This is a genomic window from Citrobacter sp. RHB20-C16 (assembly GCF_013890155.1).
GTDB lineage: Bacteria > Pseudomonadota > Gammaproteobacteria > Enterobacterales > Enterobacteriaceae > Citrobacter_A > Citrobacter_A amalonaticus.
Map to the genome: position 1 here is coordinate 1,243,405 of NZ_CP057630.1, position 17,833 is coordinate 1,261,237.

12 protein-coding genes are annotated in these 17,833 nt (G+C 56.1%); 6 read left to right on the plus strand and 6 right to left on the minus strand.

The window, feature by feature from the left end; translation table 11 throughout:
* Nucleotides 1-559: 559 nt before the first annotated feature.
* Complete coding sequence (locus HVX64_RS05970; RefSeq protein WP_052443936.1) at nt 560-4,333, plus strand: autotransporter outer membrane beta-barrel domain-containing protein; 3,774 nt, start codon at nt 560-562, stop codon at nt 4,331-4,333.
* A 352-nt stretch (nt 4,334-4,685) separates the two neighbouring features.
* Nucleotides 4,686-5,618, plus strand: a complete 933-nt coding sequence (gene mmuM, locus HVX64_RS05975; protein WP_044259070.1) for a homocysteine S-methyltransferase — start codon at nt 4,686-4,688, stop codon at nt 5,616-5,618.
* Between the two features lie 40 nt (nt 5,619-5,658).
* Here the strand turns inward: mmuM and fbpC are convergent, their stop codons facing one another.
* The 6 genes from fbpC to HVX64_RS06005 form a co-directional block, all read right to left on the minus strand.
* Nucleotides 5,659-6,705 carry a ferric ABC transporter ATP-binding protein gene (gene fbpC, locus HVX64_RS05980; protein ID WP_044259069.1) on the minus strand — a complete coding sequence of 349 codons (1,047 nt, stop codon included), beginning with the start codon at nt 6,703-6,705 and terminating at the stop codon, nt 5,659-5,661.
* 11 nt (nt 6,706-6,716) lie between these two features.
* On the minus strand, nt 6,717-8,795 hold the full coding sequence (locus tag HVX64_RS05985) for an iron ABC transporter permease (protein ID WP_044259080.1): 2,079 nt from the start codon (nt 8,793-8,795) through the stop codon (nt 6,717-6,719).
* A 139-nt stretch (nt 8,796-8,934) separates the two neighbouring features.
* Complete coding sequence (locus HVX64_RS05990; protein ID WP_043001654.1) at nt 8,935-9,966, minus strand: ABC transporter substrate-binding protein; 1,032 nt, start codon at nt 9,964-9,966, stop codon at nt 8,935-8,937.
* Nucleotides 9,963-11,267, minus strand: a complete 1,305-nt coding sequence (gene uhpC / locus HVX64_RS05995) for an MFS transporter family glucose-6-phosphate receptor UhpC (protein ID WP_044259066.1) — start codon at nt 11,265-11,267, stop codon at nt 9,963-9,965. Before uhpC ends, HVX64_RS05990 begins: the two co-directional genes overlap by 4 nt.
* A gap of 84 nt (nt 11,268-11,351) precedes the next feature.
* A complete protein-coding gene (locus tag HVX64_RS06000; protein WP_044259065.1) occupies nt 11,352-12,893 on the minus strand; it encodes an MASE1 domain-containing protein in 1,542 nt (513 codons plus the stop codon).
* Nucleotides 12,893-13,522 (minus strand): response regulator transcription factor, encoded by a 630-nt coding sequence (locus HVX64_RS06005; RefSeq protein ID WP_044259064.1) that lies wholly within the window; start codon nt 13,520-13,522, stop codon nt 12,893-12,895. Before HVX64_RS06005 ends, HVX64_RS06000 begins: the two co-directional genes overlap by 1 nt.
* An 878-nt stretch (nt 13,523-14,400) precedes the next feature.
* Here HVX64_RS06005 and tauA point away from each other — a divergent pair.
* From tauA to tauD, 4 genes are read left to right on the plus strand one after another with little or no spacing between them, the layout of a single operon-like run.
* The gene (gene tauA / locus HVX64_RS06010) at nt 14,401-15,363 is read left to right on the plus strand and encodes a taurine ABC transporter substrate-binding protein (protein ID WP_043001650.1); all 963 of its coding nucleotides are present in this window, start codon (nt 14,401-14,403) and stop codon (nt 15,361-15,363) included.
* An 11-nt stretch (nt 15,364-15,374) separates the two neighbouring features.
* Nucleotides 15,375-16,142 (plus strand): taurine ABC transporter ATP-binding subunit, encoded by a 768-nt coding sequence (gene tauB / locus HVX64_RS06015; protein ID WP_044259062.1) that lies wholly within the window; start codon nt 15,375-15,377, stop codon nt 16,140-16,142.
* Nucleotides 16,139-16,966, plus strand: a complete 828-nt coding sequence (tauC, locus tag HVX64_RS06020) for a taurine ABC transporter permease TauC (RefSeq protein WP_044259061.1) — start codon at nt 16,139-16,141, stop codon at nt 16,964-16,966. The genes tauB and tauC overlap by 4 nt, the downstream gene beginning before the upstream one ends.
* Nucleotides 16,963-17,814 carry a taurine dioxygenase gene (gene tauD, locus HVX64_RS06025; RefSeq protein ID WP_043001647.1) on the plus strand — a complete coding sequence of 284 codons (852 nt, stop codon included), beginning with the start codon at nt 16,963-16,965 and terminating at the stop codon, nt 17,812-17,814. Before tauC ends, tauD begins: the two co-directional genes overlap by 4 nt.
* Nucleotides 17,815-17,833 lie beyond the last annotated feature (19 nt).

Here is a 17,833-nt window from a genome sequence, read left to right on the forward strand (position 1 = left end):
AGTGGTGTCATCGTAGAGTGTTGACCAGAAGCTGAATGTGGGCAAATGGGCGAATACCGATGGGATTGGGCCAATAGAGGGAATTTGTGCCAAATCCGAATACCGCTTCTACATTTCCCAGTTTATTTGTTGGTTGCAGATGAAATAAAGAAATTTAAGGATTTATAAACGTACCGATTTATATTGTCGAGTACGAGAGGTAACAGCCTGTTTTATCAAGAATTAAATTGATGCTGTTGCTTAAGTGATTGTCTCTATATTAATGCCATGGCGATTTGAATTCTAACTAACTTGTTGATTTTGTGTTGTTAATGTTCTTATTTATTAAAGCATAAAGTTATTTAAGAATTATTCGTTACTTTTCTTTTGCTATTTACTCTATAACGGAAGTTCGGTAGTTTTCAAATACTATGCTTGCTACCCATTCAGTGTTAAGCAAAATTCCATAATTTAAATATTCACTGTTTTTCTTACTCGTTAGTTTTTTCAGGCTTATTTATTATCTAAATAATGCATTGAAATGAATTAAATGTTGTAGAAACTAACAAAGGATTTATTTATGCAACATTTTAATAAAAATAAAATAGCGTTATTGCTTGCTTCACTCTTTATTTCCCCTGGACTGGTAATCGGTGCCACGATTCATGTTGATGGCTCATTTCCTTATACGGCGCAATCCAACACAGGGACTCACGGGATTAGCGGCGGCAGTGAAGGCGCCGGAGCCGGGTATGTCTTATCGCCGAACCCGGAAACGACCGCGGCGGATAACAGCGTAAGCGTTGGCAGCGGCACCACGATTAAAGGCGGTAATGGCTACGCTGGCGGCGACGGTGCTGACGGAATGACCGGTAATAATGTAACCATCACTAACGGCGGAGCAATTACGGGCGGTGATGGGAGCTATAGCGTTAGCGGCAGTGGCACAGGGGGGGTGGGAATCTCGGGTTCTGACCTGTCGATAACCAATTCTCGTACTGGCTCTATCACCGGTGGCGAAGGGGACAGATATTCCGCTAGCGGTGCGGGTATCTCAGGTAACAGCCTCATGATCACCAACGATGGTGCTATCACCGGAGGCGATGGCAGTTACGGTTATGATGACTACAGCGGTAGGAGCGGTATTGGCGGTGCTGGAATATCCGGCACTGACCTGACGATTATCAATACTTACCGTATTACCGGTGGTGAAGGCGATTCCAGTGGCGTGGGAGGCGATGCCATTTCGGGTTCTGCGCTGACCATAACCAACAGCGGCGCTATTCTTGGTGGCGAAGGGGGCTATGGCTATGATGGGGCTGAAGGTGGCAATGCCGGCGCCGGAATATCCGGCAGTAATATGGTGATTGATAATATTGCCCGTGGGTCAATTACGGGTGGTCGAGGCGAATCCGGCAGCGCAGGTGGCGATGCGATATCGGGTACCGACCTGAGAATCACCAACGGCGGATCCATTGTCGGGGGCGAAGGAGGGTTTGGCTACGGAGAGAATGCCGGCAATGCTGGCGCGGGAATATCCGGCAGCAATATGACCATTAACAATTTAGCCGGTGGTTCCGTGACCGGCGGTGAAGGCGGCTATGGCGGTCTGGACGATGCCGGCGGTGCCGGGATGCCCAGCGCAGGGGGCGCGGGAATACTGGGTAATAATATGACAATCACCAATGCGGGATCGGTTACCGGTGGTGATGGGGGTTTTTCTGGCGGTCAGACAACAGGCCCCGACGGCGCAGACGGTGGTGCAGGCATATATGGTAATCATCTGACCATAACCAATATGGCCAGCGGTTCGATCGTCGGTGGCGAGGGATCCTACGGTGGCGCTGGCAGTGATAGCAACAACGGTGGTAACGGTGGTACCGGAATCGTCGGCGACAGTCTGACGATTATGAATAACGGCTCTATTGTAGGAGGGCGAGCCAGCAATGGCAGAAACGGTGGCACTAACGGTGCAGGTGGCGCAGCGATATCCGGCAGTAACCTGACGATAATCAATAACCGCGTGATTACCGGCGGCGCTCCGTACTCGAGCGGTGGCGAAGCTGGCGCGGCTATCAGTCTTAGCGGCGGCAACAACATGCTGACACTGAATACCGACTCGACTATCACCGGCGATATCAGGCTGGCCGATGGCGCGACAACGTTGCAGATCGTCAGTAATGATGAAGCAAACAGAGCCATCAACGGTAATCTGACGGTGGGTCAGTCGGCCAGCGTGACGCTGGCTGAACAGCCGATTGAATTTTCCGGTAATGCTTCGTTTGCCGATGGGGCAGCGCTCACCCTTGGCAGTGACGTCAGCCTCAAGGCGGCATCGCTTACTGTTGGCGACAACGCCTCGCTTAACGCCAACATTACCCACTGGGATATGCAGGACATTCTTCTGGTTGAAACCACAAACGGGATTACGGGCGCTTTTTCTTACAGTAATGCCCTCGTGGCAGGCATGAACCAGCCGGACTTTGCTTATATCAACGCAGGTTCTCGAGTCATTAAGTACTCTCTGTACTGGAACGGGCTGGATTCGGATGCGCACGGAACGTTCACGCTTGATGAGGGCAGAACCTTCGATCTCGGCGTCGCGCTGGCGGACAATACGGTGCAGGTCAATCCGGCCTGGGACGGTAAAAGCCTGACCAAAGCGGGAGAAGGCACGCTGATACTGTCAGCGGAAAATACCTATACGGGGTCGACTTTTGTCAGTGAAGGCATGCTGAAGACGACCACGTCGAATGCATTTGCCAGTACCTCCGGCGTCATCGTCGGCGAGGAAGGGACGCTTAACCTTAACGGCAACAGCCAGACCGTCAACGCGTTGGATAACCGTGGCACCTTGCTGATTGATGATGATGGTGTTCCGCCTTCCTCACCTCTCAACGTCATGCTGACGGGCGATGTGACGAATAGCGGCAATATCATTCTTAACAACAGCGTGACCAGCGCCGGGAATACATTAACCATCAATGGTGACTATGCGGGTAATGGCGGTACGCTTTCGCTGGGCACCGTTCTCGGCGGCGACAACAGCTTGACGGATAAGCTGGTGATTACCGGCAACGCGACCGGCACGACCTATTTGCATGTTAACAATGAGAATGGCTCAGGGGCCTTGCTGCATGAAGGGATTAAAATTATTGAGACCGGCAGTTCAACGCCAGAGGCTTTTGTGCAACGAGGTCGTATCGTGGCGGGAAGCTATGAATATCACGTGAAGCAGGGAACGGCTGCCGGCAGTGACAGGAATAACTGGTATTTAACCCATTTGGCAGACACGCCTGTTCCTGATGATTCCCCTGATGTCATTGATAACGATCGGCCTGCGCCGGGCGAACCCTCGGATGCGGTCAACCTCTATCGCCCTGAGGGGGGAAGCTATGCCAGCAACCTGGCGGCAGCGAATACGCTGTTTAACACCCGACTGCAGGACCGTCAGGGAGGTTCCTGGTATACCGACCCTGCTACCGGGGAACGGCATATGACCAGTCTGTGGCTGCGTACGTCAGGCGGGCACAGCAAGGGGCGGATGTCGGACGATCAGAACACATTGTCTTCTAACCGCGTTGTTGTGCAGATCGGCGGCGCGTTGTTGCAGGGGAGTGTGAACGGCACGGATAGCTATCAGTTGGGCGTAATGGCAGGCTATGGTAAGCAGGATAACGACATCCATAACAGCCTGTCAGGCTACGATTCTCGTGGTGAGGTGAGCGGCTACAGCGCGGGTCTGTACGGAACCTGGTATCAGAACGCCGTGGATAAAACCGGCCTGTATGTCGATTCATGGGTACTCTATAACTGGTTTGACAATACGGTTAAAGGTGATGAGATTGCTCAGGAAAGCTATAAAAGCAAGGGGCTGACGGCGTCGCTGGAATCGGGTTACGCCTTCCATCTGGGGTCATTCATGGCAGCAGACGACATAGAAAGCAACGTGTATCTTCGCCCACAGGCACAGGTCACCTGGATGGGGGTGAAAGCTAACGACCATACAGAGAAAAACGGCACGCGGGTTCAGGGGCAGGGCGACAACAATATTCAGACCCGTCTGGGCATGCGTCTTTACGTCAATGGTAAAAGCGCTGCGGAAAAAGGAACCGTACGCGAGTTTGAACCCTTTATCGAGGCGAACTGGATACACAACTCGAAGCAGTACGGTGTCAGGATGAATGACACGAGCACCTCCCTGCAGGGAAGTCGAAACGTCGGTGAGGTGAAAGTGGGCGTCGAGGGGCGGTTGACCCGGGACCTGAGCGTCTGGGGCAACGTTGCGCAACAAATGGGTCATAACGGTTTTCGCGATACGAGCGGCGTGCTGGGAATCAAATACCAGTTCTAGCCTTATGATGTGCCTCCAGCCCTCCCGGCTTTTTTGCCGGGAGGGCTGTTTCTCTCTTACTTGCCCCGCACGTTGTGGTATGAGCAATAGCACAGCATTCCTACTTTTGTCTTAGTGTCAGGCTGCTTTGCCCCTGCCAGAGTGTAGATAACCCCATGAAGTGGAGGCGTTATGAGCTGGCGACCCATTCTGTATCTGATTGTGACCCCTGATCCTGCATTAAGCGCCCGGCGCGGGTTTTTACGACTGGTGCAACGCTGACGGTATGTCTGGAATTGCGTGTGAGCGCGGATCCCCGTCGCTGACGCTGTGTTATGGTGACTGTTCTCGTTCGCAAAACAGGAGCCTTATCATGTCGCAATATAATCCGTTAAGTGCCCTCCTGGATAAGCAGGATTTCCTGTTGCTGGATGGCGCACTGGCGACGGAGCTGGAAGCGCGTGGGTGCCATTTAGCCGACAGCCTATGGTCAGCGAAAATTTTGCTGGAAAACCCGGAGCTTATCCGCGAAGTGCACCTTGACTATTTTCGGGCGGGGGCGCAGTGCGCCATCACCGCCAGCTATCAGGCGACGCCAGCGGGATTTGCCGCCTGCGGCTTTGATGAGGCGCAGGCGAAAGCGCTGATTGGGAAAAGTGTCGAGCTGGCGCGTAAAGCGCGTGAGGCGTATCTGGCAGAAAATCCGCAGGCGGGCACGCTGCTGGTCGCCGGTTCGGTTGGGCCTTACGGCGCGTTTCTGGCTGATGGTTCGGAGTATCGCGGAGATTACACGCTGAGCGGCGAAGATTTTCAGGCGTTCCACCGTCCGCGCGTGGAGGCGTTGCTGGATGCCGGAGTTGATCTGCTGGCCTGCGAAACGCTACCAAATTTTGCCGAGATTCAGGCACTGGCGGCGTTGTTAACCGCATATCCGCGTGCGCGAGCGTGGTACTCTTTTACCCTGCGCGACAGCGAGCATCTGAGCGACGGCACGCCGCTACGCGAGGTTGTGACGTTTCTCGAACACTATCCGCAGACGGTGGCGGTGGGGATCAACTGTATTGCCCTACAACAGGCCACCGCCGCTTTGCAGCATCTGCACGGGTTAACGGCGCTGCCGCTGGTGGTCTATCCGAACAGCGGAGAGCATTACGATGCGAGCAGCAAAAGCTGGCATCATCATGATGAATCGTGTGCGCGCCTGGCGGATTACCTGCCGCAGTGGCAGGCGGCCGGGGCGAAGTTGATTGGCGGGTGCTGTCGCACCACGCCAGAGGATATCGCCGCGCTGAACGCGCAACGTTGAGTTTGTGCCGGGTGTGGCTGATGCCTTACCCGGCATTGCATCATGCCGCATCCGCTAACACAAACATGCCGTACGGATGGATTTCCAGATAGTACGTCTCACCGACATCCGGCTGCAGGCGTGTAGCGTTGACCTGTAACAGGATCTCCTGTCCGTGCCACTCCACCGTGACTTCATACTGTGGTCCCATATAGGCAACATGACGAATCACACAGCGCTGACTCTCCTCTCCGCGATCGCTTAAGGTGATCGCTTCCGGCCTGACGCCAACGGTGCCGGTGCCCTGAGCCACAAAGTGCGTCGGGCGAGGCAGGCGATAACCAAAGATATCAACAGAGGCTTCGCTGAAGGTCGCCGGGAACAGGTTGGCGTCACCCATAAAGCTCGCCATAAAACGGGAGGCGGGTTGGCGATAGAGATCCTGCGGAGAGCCTATCTGCATGATATGCCCCTTGTTCATCACCAGCACGGTGTCGGAAACCGCAAAGGCTTCGCTCTGATCGTGGGTAACGTACAGCGAGGTGATATCAAACTGCTTTTGCAGCTCGCGGATCTTATCGCGCATGCTGCGGCGCAGGTTGGCGTCGAGGTTACTCAATGGTTCGTCAAATAACAGCACCTTCGGTTTGAGGATCAGCGCGCGCGCCAGCGCCACGCGCTGCTGCTGACCGCCGGAGATCTGATCAACATAGCGGTCCTCGAATCCTTCCAGATCGACCATTGCCAGCGCCTCTTTCACCCGCGTCTTCACATCGGCGCGCGACACGCCCAGCATCTTCAGACCGTAGCCGACGTTTTCCCCCAGCGACATATGCGGGAACAAAGCATACGACTGGAACACCATACAAATATCGCGCTGCTGAATAGAACGATGAGTGACGTCTTCGCCATCAATAAAAATTTGACCTTCGCTCGGTTTTTCCAGACCGGCGACCAGGCGCAGAATGGTGGTCTTGCCGCAGCCGGACGGGCCAAGCAGCGTCACCATCTGCCCTTGCGGGATGGTGAGATTGATATTGTCGATGACCGTGTTGCTGCCGAATCGTTTAGTGACGTTGCGCAGTTCAACGAAATTTTTCTGACTCATAGTGCGCTCCATTACGCCTGGTTTTTGGCTTTAGACCGGGAAATACGCGCTTCCCCAATCAGCCAGTCAAAGATGAAAATAATCGCCAACATGACCACGATCAGAATCGACCCATAGGCAATCGCCACGCCGTACTCGCCGTCTTCCACGCGGTTCAGAATGTAGGCCGTTGCTACGCGGGTGTCCGGTGTAACGAGGAAGACAATCGCGCTGACGGTGGTGATGGCGCGCACGAAGCTGTAGATCAGCGCCGAGAGAATGGCCGGGCGCAGCAGCGGCAACAGAATGTGCGTGATGGTGCGTAAGCTCCCGGCACGCAGACTGAGCGAGGCTTCGTCCAGTGATTTATCGATCTGGCCGAGTCCGGCGATCCCGGCGCGAATACCGACCGGGACGTTACGCATCACCATCGAGATAATGACAATCGCCGCCGTGCCGGTGAGGTATACCGGAGCGCTGTTAAAGGCAAGGATGTACGAAACGCCCGCCACGGTGCCCGGTACGGCAAAGCACAACATGGTGGTGAACTCGATGGTCTTTTTGCCTTTGAACTGCTGGCGTACCACAATCCAGGCGATCAGCAGACCGAAGGCGGCGGTGATCGGCGCGGCAATGCCGGCATAGAGCAGGGTGTCGAGCAAGGAAGGCCATGCGCCGTCGCTCATCCCCTGACCAAACAGTTTGATGAAGTTATCCAGCGTCAGGGTGTAGTCCACGCCCCAGTTCACGGTGAAGCTGCCGTAGAAAATGCTGCCATAGAGCAGGGCGTTAAAGGCAATCCATATCGCCAGAATAGCCACCACGCTCCAGACCAGCGTCACCGGCAGCGGCTGGACGTCGCCACGGTACGATTTCCCGGAAACGGTGACGTAAGAGCGCTTGCCAATCCACATGTACTGTACGCAGAACACCAGCAGCGAGAACAGCAGCAGGAACGCACCCAGCGTACTGGCGGCCTGGTAATCAAGCTGTGAGCCGGTGATATAGAAGTAAATTTGCGTTGCCAGCACGTCGAAGTTCCCGCCGAGCACCAACGGGTTACTGAAGTCGGCCAGCGACTGCACGATGACAATCAGGAAGGCGTTCGCCAGCGCCGGTTTCAGCAGTGGGACAAACACGCCGTTAAACGTCTGCCAGCGGCTGGCGCGCAGGGTATATGACGCTTCTTCCAGCGACGGGTGAATGGTTTTGATCGCGCCGTCGAGGATCATAAACGCCATTGGGGTAAACGCCAGCACCTGTGCCAGCCAGATGCCGGTAAATCCGTACAGCCAGTTGGTGTTCGTCAACCCGAACCAGTCGACCATTAATTCGGTCACATAGCCGGAACGGCCCATCATCAGCGTGACGCCAAGCCCCACCACAAACGGCGGTGTGACGATCGGCAGAATCGAAAAGATACGCCCAATAATGGCGCTTCGCTGAGCGATGCGGGTAGTATAAATCGCCAGTACCAGACCGAAGAAAGTACAGCCGATACCTACCGCAATCGACAGGGCGATAGAGTTGAGGATCACCTGAATGATATGCGCCTGCGACAGCACATTCATAAACGCCAGCGGCGCGAACTCCCCGGCGTCGTTGGTGAACATTGGGATGAAAATGGCGATGCTCGGCCAGACGATAAAGATGCCGATGAGCGCCACGATAGTGACCAGCGAACCGATCACAAACCGGTCGCCGCCCAGCCATTCGAGGCGGGTCAGCGCCAGCGTCATGATCGCCCCCAGCGCGACAAACAGCACGATAGTGGCGTAGCCTAAACCGCGCCCTTCAACGGTGGCGCTGATGACGATAAACGCCATACACAACAGCGCCCAGCCCGCATCGAGGGTGTGGCGGCTGCGCTGTTCGCGTCTGGCTTCGTGGAACGGGCGTACCAGCAGCAGGCTCGGCAGCAGATACCAGAGCCAACTGATATTGAACCGTGACCAGCCGTAGGCCTCGAGGATTTCATCGCTCGTGGACTCCAGCAGACCGTAATCCAGGCTCCAGCTCGGCAGCAGAACGAATGCCAGCCAGCCGAGTAAAACCCAAAGGAATATCGCATCCCGCTTTTTCACAGGATGGAGTGCAAGTGTGTGTGACATACGTTTTCCGGTGTTCAATCCCGAGTAGGCCGGATACGCGTGAGCGCCATCCGGCATTCAGGGTGACGATGATTGCCGGGGGGCGGCGTTGCCTTACCCGGCCTACGTAACCTTAACGTCAGGAAGTCATCGTGTGGGCTTATTTACCCATCTTCACTTCGCTGACCCATTTATTGATCAACGCTTTACGGACATCCGTTGAACCGTATTTATCCATGTCATAGTTGATAAGCTTCAGGTCGTCGAGCTTCAGCGAGTTCGGCGAGGTTTCGGCGGTGGTATTGGTCAGGATCTGATAGGACTTGCCTTTCTTCCACGCCAGTTCCTGGGCGTCTTTTGACAGTACCCAATCGACGAACAGTTTGGCGTTGTCGAGGTTACGTGCCCCTTTCAGGATGCTGACGCCGCCGATTTCATAACCGGTACCTTCACACGGAGAGATCAGCTCCAGCGGTGCGCCCTGTTCTTTTTCCAGCGAGTAGTCATGCAGGAAGCCAATGCCGATGGCGGTTTCGCCACGAGCCGCGTTACGCGCCGGGGCAATACCGGATTTGGTGTACTGCGAGACGTTGGCGTTCAGTTGTTTCAGGTAATCAAAGGCCTGATCGTCACCCCAGAGTTGGGCGAAAGTGGCCAGTGCGGTGTAGGCCGTACCGGAGCTTTGCGGATCGGCAATCTGAATTTCACCTTTGTATTCCGGTTTGGTCAGGTCTTTCCAGCATTTCGGCACCGGCAGGTTTTTCTCTTTCAGGCGTTGAGTGTTGACGCCAAAACCGAGGATCCCCACGTAGACCGCTGACGAGAGGTTGCCTTTCACTTTCGCCGGATCGCGGAATTTCTCCATGACCTGTTCCAGGTTAGGGGATTTGTACGGCTGCAGCAGACCCATTTCACCGGCCTGAGATTGTGGATCCAACGTGCCGCCGTACCAGACGTCAGCCTGCGGGTTTTTCTTCTCGGCATCAACCTTTGCCAGCGTGCTGCCGGAGCCGTTGCGAATAAACGACGTTTTCACGTCATATTTTTCCCCAAAGGCTTTGGTTTCCGCTTCGCACATCTCGTTGGTGGCGCTGCAATACACCACCAGACGCCCTTTCGCGTGTGCGGCGCCCGATAAGGTCGCCAGCGCAACGGCGGAGGCAATCAGAGTAGAGGTAAGGGTCATTTTCATTGTTTTATCCTTTGACTGAGAGTGGTGGTGATGCCCGCCATCAGCAGCGGCATCAGCAGTAAACCCATAAGTACGGCGGCGACCGAGAGCAAACTGAACATCCCCGACCAGCCGTAGCGTTCAATGACCAGCGACAGAGGCCAGCCCGCCAGCGCTGCCCCCAGATAGGCGAACAGGCCGAGAAAACCAGTGATTGAGCCTGCAGCCGCTTTGTGTCCGCATTCCACCGCCGCCAGACCAATCAACATTTGTGGACCAAAGACAAAAAAGCCCACCGTAAAGAAACAGACAGCGAGCAGGGCGTAATGATGAACGGGTGCCAGCCATAGCGCGGCGACAGAAACCATCAGGCCCAGTGTAAACAGCAAAATCATCGGCGCCCGCTGACCGCTAAACAGCAGGTCCGACCCCCAACCGGCAAACAGCGCGCCGAGGAGTCCGCCGACTTCAAACAGCATCACCGTGGCGTTGGCGCTGAGCAGGTTAACGCCGTGGCTTTCCGTCAGCCAGATGTTGCCCCAGTCGTTAAGCGCAATGCGGATCAGATAGACCAGTACATACGAAACGCCCAGCAGCCAGATCATCGGGTTTTTCAGCATCGTGGTACGCAGCATTTGCCACAGTTCCATCGGTGGACTCTGTTGCTCCTGGCGCAGCTCCAGCGGATCGTTACGCCAGTTGCCGACGGACGGTAACCCCTCTTCCTGGGGCGTGCCTTTCAGTTGCAGCGCTAACCCCATTCCCAGCGCCATGCTAATTATCCCTGGCATCAGCATTGCGGCCTGCCAGCCCCACCAGTGGGCGGCGAAGGCGCTAATCAGCGGGATAATCGCCCCGCCAATGTTGATAGACATATTCCAGCAGCCCCACCAGAAGCCGCGTTCGTTACGCGAATACCAGTGGGTCAGCAGGCGAGCGCAGGGCGGCCATCCCCAGCCCTGAAAAAATCCGTTCAGCGTCCAGACCGCCAACAGCAGCGTCAGCGACTCGCCAAAAGCAAACACCACGTTCAACAGGCCAGTAGTGAACAGTCCCGCGCCCATAAACCAACGCTGTCCGTGGCTGTCATGCCACAACCCGGCGGTAAATTTCGACAGGCCGTAGGTCAGATAAAACAAGGAACCCAGCAGACCGATGTCACTTTTATCCAGCCCGAGATCGGTTTGCAGCGCTGGCAGCACGTAGTTAACGCTTTTACGCGTCAGGTAAAACGCGGCGTAACCGATGACCATGTACATCAGCAGCCGGGGACGCAGCGTCCGGTAACGTTGTGTGATGTCAGTTGCTGCGCCTGCGTGCATAGCCGTCTCCGTTTTGTTGACTATAAGAAAGAGAAACCGAAAGGGGATGAGAGAAAGTCCGGAGTGACTAAGACTTTTTCCTGGTCAGAAGGCGATTTGTTGCAAATTTGTGGGCAAGTTAACACTTACCCGCGTACCGTGCCGCGATTCCAGCGCCAGTTCACCCCCGAGGGCGCTGACCCGCTCGCGCATTCCCTGAATGCCAAAACCGGCTATCTTGTCTGCACTGATCCCCACGCCGTTGTCGGACACGTCCAGATGCAGCATATCTCCCTGCTGACGCAGAACAATTCGTACTTCGCTGGCCCCGGCGTGTTTACAGATGTTGTTGAGCAACTCCTGTAACAGTCGATAGAGAGTGAAGCGCACCGTTTCATTCTCGGGCATGGTGGTAAGCTGATAGTCAAACTGGCAGTGAATGCCACGTTCCGTAAAGGCAAACTCGTTGAGCAGGTGGAGCAGCGCCTCTTTGAACGACAGTTCGTCCAGCGCGGGTGGGCGAAGCTGGCGCAACAACTGGCGGGTGGAGTGATGGATTCGCCGGGCGAGATCGTTGATCTGGCTGGCGGCGGCCTGGGCTTGCGCCGGATCGTGCGCCCGTTTTACCAGTTGCGACTGGATCTGAATGGCGGTGATGTTTTGCCCAATCTCGTCATGCAGTTCGCGCGCCAGACTCTTGCGCGTATCCTCTTCGGTATGCACCAGTTTCTCGGCCAGCGCGCGCCGCGCCGCCAGTTCCGCTTCCAGACGCCGGCGATAATGGTGCAGGTTTTGCGCCAGATGCTGCTGACGACTGATGGCGATCCCCAGACCAATACCGAGCAGTGACTGTGTCGCGAGAAAAATCTCCAGTTCAATCAGATTGCTGAAGCCCACGCCAATCTGGCGGGCGATGGTGATCATCATGCTGCCGAGTAGCCCCGAGAGCACGCCCCCCTGCCAGCCAAATTTCCACGCCATCACCACGTTGGGCAGAAACACCACAATCAACAGCAGGCGTTCAATCTCTGGCGACAGCACCATCTGGGTGCCAATGCCAATGATAAAAAACAGGCTGCACCAGATGATGAGCGAGGTACGCAGCGGCGGGTTATTGGTGTCCAGACCCAGCAGGTGGTAGCGATGCTGCTGGCGCAGAAACTCGAAGATCAGATAAACGAACGGCGTCAGCAGCACGCCACCGGTAAACGACGCCAGCCCGAGCAGCATCGCCGGACTTTTAACAAACGGCGACAGCAGAGCGGCGTTGAGCAATGAGGCGGCTGTTACCGTGGCCAGCAGCAGCGTCAGCCGCTGCCAGTAAAGAGGGAAACGGTACCAGAAAGTCTGTGCGAGGCTGGCGGGAATCATGCTGATAAGCGGTGTGGTCAGCAGAATATAACCATTGAGCAGTTGCTCGCTGTGCAGCCAGAACATCATCATCATCGGTGGCAGCACCAGCGCGGGCCAGTAACGGCGTGAAAGCAGGATCAACAGCGCCAGGTAGACGCCGTGCGGCAGGAACAGGGCCGCCTGCTGGCCGTTGTGGGTCAGATAAAAACCGAGCGTCCACAACATCAGCCAACCGGTGCCCCAGGCCAGCACAATAAACAGTGAAATGACGACGTGACGGAGGATGTGCGACATCAATGCCCCGCCAGTAACTGATGGTCGAGAGCGAAATGAACCAGCTCGATAGTGCTGTGACAGTTCAGCTTGCCCAGCACGTTGGCGCGATGGACATGGACCGTTTTATGGCTGAGATCGAGTTTGAAGGCAATCTCCTTAACGCTGTCGCCTTTGACCAGTAAATCAAACACTTCCCGTTCGCGTGGTGTCAGAACCTCCAGTACCGGTGATGACGGTTCTCCACAACGCAACGCCCGCAGCGCATCCGCGCAGAGGTAATGTCCCCCGAGTCCAACGGAACGGACGGCCTGCACTAACTCTTCCGGCCCGCAGCGTTTGGTCAGATAACCGCTGGCTCCCGCATCCAGCGCGCTCTGCACGAAGGCTGGTGTGTCATAGATGCTAAGAATAATGGCGCGAAATTGCGGCCTCTGTGCCCGCAGGCGTTTCAGCAGGCTCAGACCGTTTTCGTCCGGCATGGCGATGTCCATCACCGCAACGTTAACGTCGTCCTGCAACAACGCAGGCCAGGCTTCCGCCGCGCTGCTGTACTGGCCTGCGACGTCGAGGTCTTCTTCGAGACTGAGTAACTGCGCAAAGCCGGAACGCACCACCACATGGTCGTCCACCAGCACCACACGTATCATGATTTTGCTCTCTTGCCGGATAATGATCCTATGATGCCTGGCGCCGCTGCGCTGGCAATCAATCAGGTACAGTTATGGAATGAATGTAACAAAATGGCAATATTTGGGGGCGCTGGTGGTATGTGTTTTCATGTCATTTCATTAAAGGGGCCCGGGCAAGATTTCAGGCATTTCCATGTCACTTCTTTAAAGGGTTCCGTTCGCTTTATGACTATTGCTTCTTTGGAACTTACTCACCCGCGAACGTGTTAAGGGCGTTCTCCGCCACGCCCTTAACAATCCCGGCTCCCGGCAAGGAAAATCGCCACTTCGTGGTCCATTCGCCTTATGTCGTCTGCCTTTCGGGTCGGGGTCGAGCCTGCATCCCTGCAGGCCGACCCCTCCGCCCGCTTCCCTGCGGGCGGACCCGGGCAGCCGTCAACGGCTCATCGATTTTCACGCCGGACCAATGGCACCGCTTCGATTCTCTGCTCTTCAGGTAAATTCATTTCGCTGTAAAAAAAGCAAACCGCAGAGATGGTCAGGTGTGGATGGGTCCGGCTGAAAATTGCCGACAATTTTCCTGCCGGGAGCCAGGATTGTTAAGGAGGCGGCGACGAGCCTCCTTAACACGTTCGCGGAAAATTTACGTCCAGAGAATCACGGTTCGTAGGGCGAACGGAACCCTTTGATGAAGTGACATGAAAACGTCTGTTCCACGGTTAGAAATACAAGGCGAACGGAACCGTTTGATACGGTGACATGAAAGTCATATCCCAACTAACCATTCCCACTTTTTTTCTAAAAACGCTTTGTTCTTAGCAAGAATTTTTAATTCCTTTATCAAATCCGGCCATAACGAAATACTGCCTCCATAACAAGACAGGGGAGCAGACACTATGGCCGTTTCATCGCGTAATACACTTCTTGCCGCACTGGCATTCATCACCTTTCAGGCGCAGGCGGTGAACGTCACCGTCGCGTATCAAACCTCCGCTGAACCGGCAAAAGTGGCCCAGGCGGATAACACCTTCGCCAAAGAAAGCGGGGCCACCGTCGACTGGCGTAAATTCGACAGCGGCGCGAGTATTGTGCGCGCCCTGGCCTCCGGCGACGTACAGATCGGTAATCTCGGCTCCAGTCCGCTGGCGGTCGCCGCCAGTCAACAGGTGCCGATCGAGGTTTTCCTGCTGGCGTCAAAACTCGGTAACTCCGAAGCGCTGGTGGTGAAAAAAACGATTGGTAAACCCGAGGATCTGATCGGCAAACGCATCGCGGTGCCGTTTATCTCCACCACCCACTACAGCCTGTTGGCCGCGTTAAAACACTGGGGGATTAAACCCGGTCAGGTGGAGATTGTGAACCTGCAGCCGCCAGCGATTATCGCCGCCTGGCAGCGCGGAGATATTGATGGTGCCTACGTCTGGGCACCTGCCGTTAACGCGCTGGAAAAAGACGGCAAGGTGCTGACCGACTCGGAAAAAGTCGGTGAGTGGGGCGCACCGACGCTGGATGTGTGGGTCGTGCGCAAAGACTTTGCCGAGAAGCATCCGGAGGTAGTGAAAGCCTTCGCGAAAAGCGCCATCGACGCGCAGCAGTCCTATATCGCCAATCCCGACGAATGGCTGAAGCAACCGGAGAACATCAGCAAGCTGTCGCGTCTGAGCGGCGTTCCGGAAGCCGATGTGCCGGGACTGGTAAAAGGCAATACCTATCTCACTCCCCAGCAGCAGACGGCTGAGCTAACCGGACCGGTGAACAAAGCGATTATCGACACCGCGCAGTTTCTGAAAGAGCAGGGCAAGGTGCCTGCGGTGGCAAGCGATTACAGCCAGTACGTCACCGACCGCTTCGTGCAATAAAGGAGGCGCTGATGCTGCAACTTTCTCATCTTTACGCCGATTACGGTGGTAAACCGGCGCTGGAAGATATCAATCTGACGCTCGACAGCGGTGAACTGCTGGTGGTGCTGGGGCCTTCGGGATGTGGCAAAACAACGCTGCTGAACCTGATTGCCGGATTTGTACCGTATCAACACGGCAGCATTCAGCTGGCGGGAAAACGCGTTGACGGGCCGGGGGCAGAGCGCGGCGTGGTGTTTCAGCACGAAGGGCTGCTGCCGTGGCGCAACGTGCAGGATAACGTCGCGTTGGGTCTGCAACTGGCGGGCATCGGGAAAGCGCAGCGTGTCAGCATCGCTCAGAATATGTTGAAAAAAGTGGGGCTGGAAGGCGCGGGAAAACGCTTCATCTGGCAGCTTTCCGGCGGTCAGCGCCAGCGCGTTGGCATTGCCCGCGCGCTGGCGGCGAACCCACGGCTGTTGCTGCTGGATGAACCCTTTGGCGCGCTGGACGCCTTTACTCGTGAACAGATGCAAACCCTGCTGCTGAAACTCTGGCATGAGACCGGCAAGCAGGTGCTGCTGATAACACATGATATTGAAGAAGCAGTGTTTATGGCGACCGAACTGTTGCTGTTGTCACCAGGACCTGGCCGGGTGCTGGAGCGTCTGCCGTTGACCTTTGCCTGGCGCTTTGTGGCAGGCGAAGCGAGCCGCAGCATTAAGTCCGATCCGCAGTTTATCGCGACCCGCGAATATGTCTTAAGCCGCGTCTTTGAACAACGGGAGGCCTTCTCATGAGTGTGGTGATCAACGACAAACCGCGCCAACGGCCACTGAGATGGCGCTGGCCGTTCTCGCGCCAGATTACGCTGAGCCTGGCGACGCTAACGGTGATTCTGGCGGTGTGGTGGACGGTTGCCGCGCTGCAGCTGATAAGCCCGTTGTTTTTGCCGCCGCCGGACCAGGTGTTGCAAAAGCTTATCACCATCGCCGGTCCGCAAGGATTTATGGATGCCACGCTGTGGCAACATCTGGCCGCGAGCCTGACCCGCATCGTGCTGGCGCTGCTGGCTGCGGTGGCGTTCGGTATTCCGGTCGGGATTGCGATGGGGCTCAGTCCGACGCTACGCGGCATTCTCGATCCGATCATCGAGCTTTATCGTCCGGTGCCGCCGCTGGCTTATCTGCCATTAATGGTTATCTGGTTCGGGATTGGCGAAACGTCCAAGATCCTGTTGATCTACCTGGCAATTTTTGCCCCGGTCGCCATGTCGGCGCTGGCGGGGGTGAAGAGCGCGCAGCAGGTACGGATCCGCGCCGCCCGATCGCTGGGCGCGAGCCGGGCGCAGGTACTGTGGCTGGTGATCCTGCCAGGCGCGCTGCCGGAGATCCTCACCGGATTACGCATCGGACTTGGCGTGGGCTGGTCGACGCTGGTGGCGGCGGAGCTGATTGCGGCAACGCGGGGGTTAGGGTTTATGGTGCAGTCGGCCGGTGAGTTTCTGGCGACCGACGTGGTGCTGGCGGGGATCGCGGTGATTGCGATTATCGCCTTTATTTTAGAACTGGGTCTGCGTGCGCTTCAGCGCCGTCTGACGCCCTGGCATGGAGAAGTCCAATGAGTGAACGTCTGAGCATTACCCCGCTGGGGCCGTACATCGGCGCACAGATCGCCGGGGCGGATTTGACCCGTCCGCTGAGCGACAATCAGTTTGAGCAGCTTTATCACGCGGTACTGCGCCATCAGGTGGTGTTCCTGCGCGAACAGGCCATTACGCCACAACAGCAACGGGCGTTGGCCCAGCGCTTTGGCGATCTGCATATCCATCCGGTCTATCCGCATGCGGAGGGCGTCGAGGAGATTATCGTGCTGGATACCCACAATGATAATCCGCCGGATAATGACAACTGGCACACCGACGTGACGTTTATTGAGACACCGCCTGCCGGGGCGATTCTGGCGGCAAAAGCGTTGCCGTCAACCGGGGGCGACACGTTGTGGACCAGCGGCATTGCGGCGTATGAGGCGTTGTCGGAGCCGTTTCGTCAGTTGCTGAGCGGTTTGCGGGCGGAGCATGACTTCCGCAAGTCCTTCCAGGAATACAAATACCGCAAAACAGAGGAAGGGCATCAGCGCTGGCGTGAAGCGGTGGCAAAGCATCCGCCGCTGGTGCACCCGGTGGTAAGAACCCATCCGATCAGTGGTAAGCAGGCGCTGTTTGTGAATGAAGGCTTCACTACGCGCATTGTTGACGTCACGGAGAAAGAGAGTGAGGCGCTGCTTGGCTTTCTGTTTGCGCATATTACGAAACCGGAATTCCAGGTGCGCTGGCGCTGGCAGCCGAATGATGTGGCGATTTGGGATAATCGTGTGACGCAGCATTATGCGAACGCCGATTACCTGCCGCAGCGGCGTATTATGCACCGTGCCACGATTTTAGGGGATAAACCGTTTTATCGAGCGCCGTAATTTCCGCCTCGGGCCGGTA

Coding starts and splice junctions, on each gene's coding strand:
- HVX64_RS05970 (WP_052443936.1), top strand. CDS start 560: ATGCAACATTTTAATAAAAATAAAATAGCGTTATTGCTTGCTTCACTC.
- mmuM (WP_044259070.1), top strand. CDS start 4,686: ATGTCGCAATATAATCCGTTAAGTGCCCTCCTGGATAAGCAGGATTTC.
- fbpC (WP_044259069.1), bottom strand. CDS start 6,705: ATGAGTCAGAAAAATTTCGTTGAACTGCGCAACGTCACTAAACGATTC.
- HVX64_RS05985 (WP_044259080.1), bottom strand. CDS start 8,795: ATGTCACACACACTTGCACTCCATCCTGTGAAAAAGCGGGATGCGATA.
- HVX64_RS05990 (WP_043001654.1), bottom strand. CDS start 9,966: ATGAAAATGACCCTTACCTCTACTCTGATTGCCTCCGCCGTTGCGCTG.
- uhpC (WP_044259066.1), bottom strand. CDS start 11,267: ATGCACGCAGGCGCAGCAACTGACATCACACAACGTTACCGGACGCTG.
- HVX64_RS06000 (WP_044259065.1), bottom strand. CDS start 12,893: ATGTCGCACATCCTCCGTCACGTCGTCATTTCACTGTTTATTGTGCTG.
- HVX64_RS06005 (WP_044259064.1), bottom strand. CDS start 13,522: ATGATACGTGTGGTGCTGGTGGACGACCATGTGGTGGTGCGTTCCGGC.
- tauA (WP_043001650.1), top strand. CDS start 14,401: ATGGCCGTTTCATCGCGTAATACACTTCTTGCCGCACTGGCATTCATC.
- tauB (WP_044259062.1), top strand. CDS start 15,375: ATGCTGCAACTTTCTCATCTTTACGCCGATTACGGTGGTAAACCGGCG.
- tauC (WP_044259061.1), top strand. CDS start 16,139: ATGAGTGTGGTGATCAACGACAAACCGCGCCAACGGCCACTGAGATGG.
- tauD (WP_043001647.1), top strand. CDS start 16,963: ATGAGTGAACGTCTGAGCATTACCCCGCTGGGGCCGTACATCGGCGCA.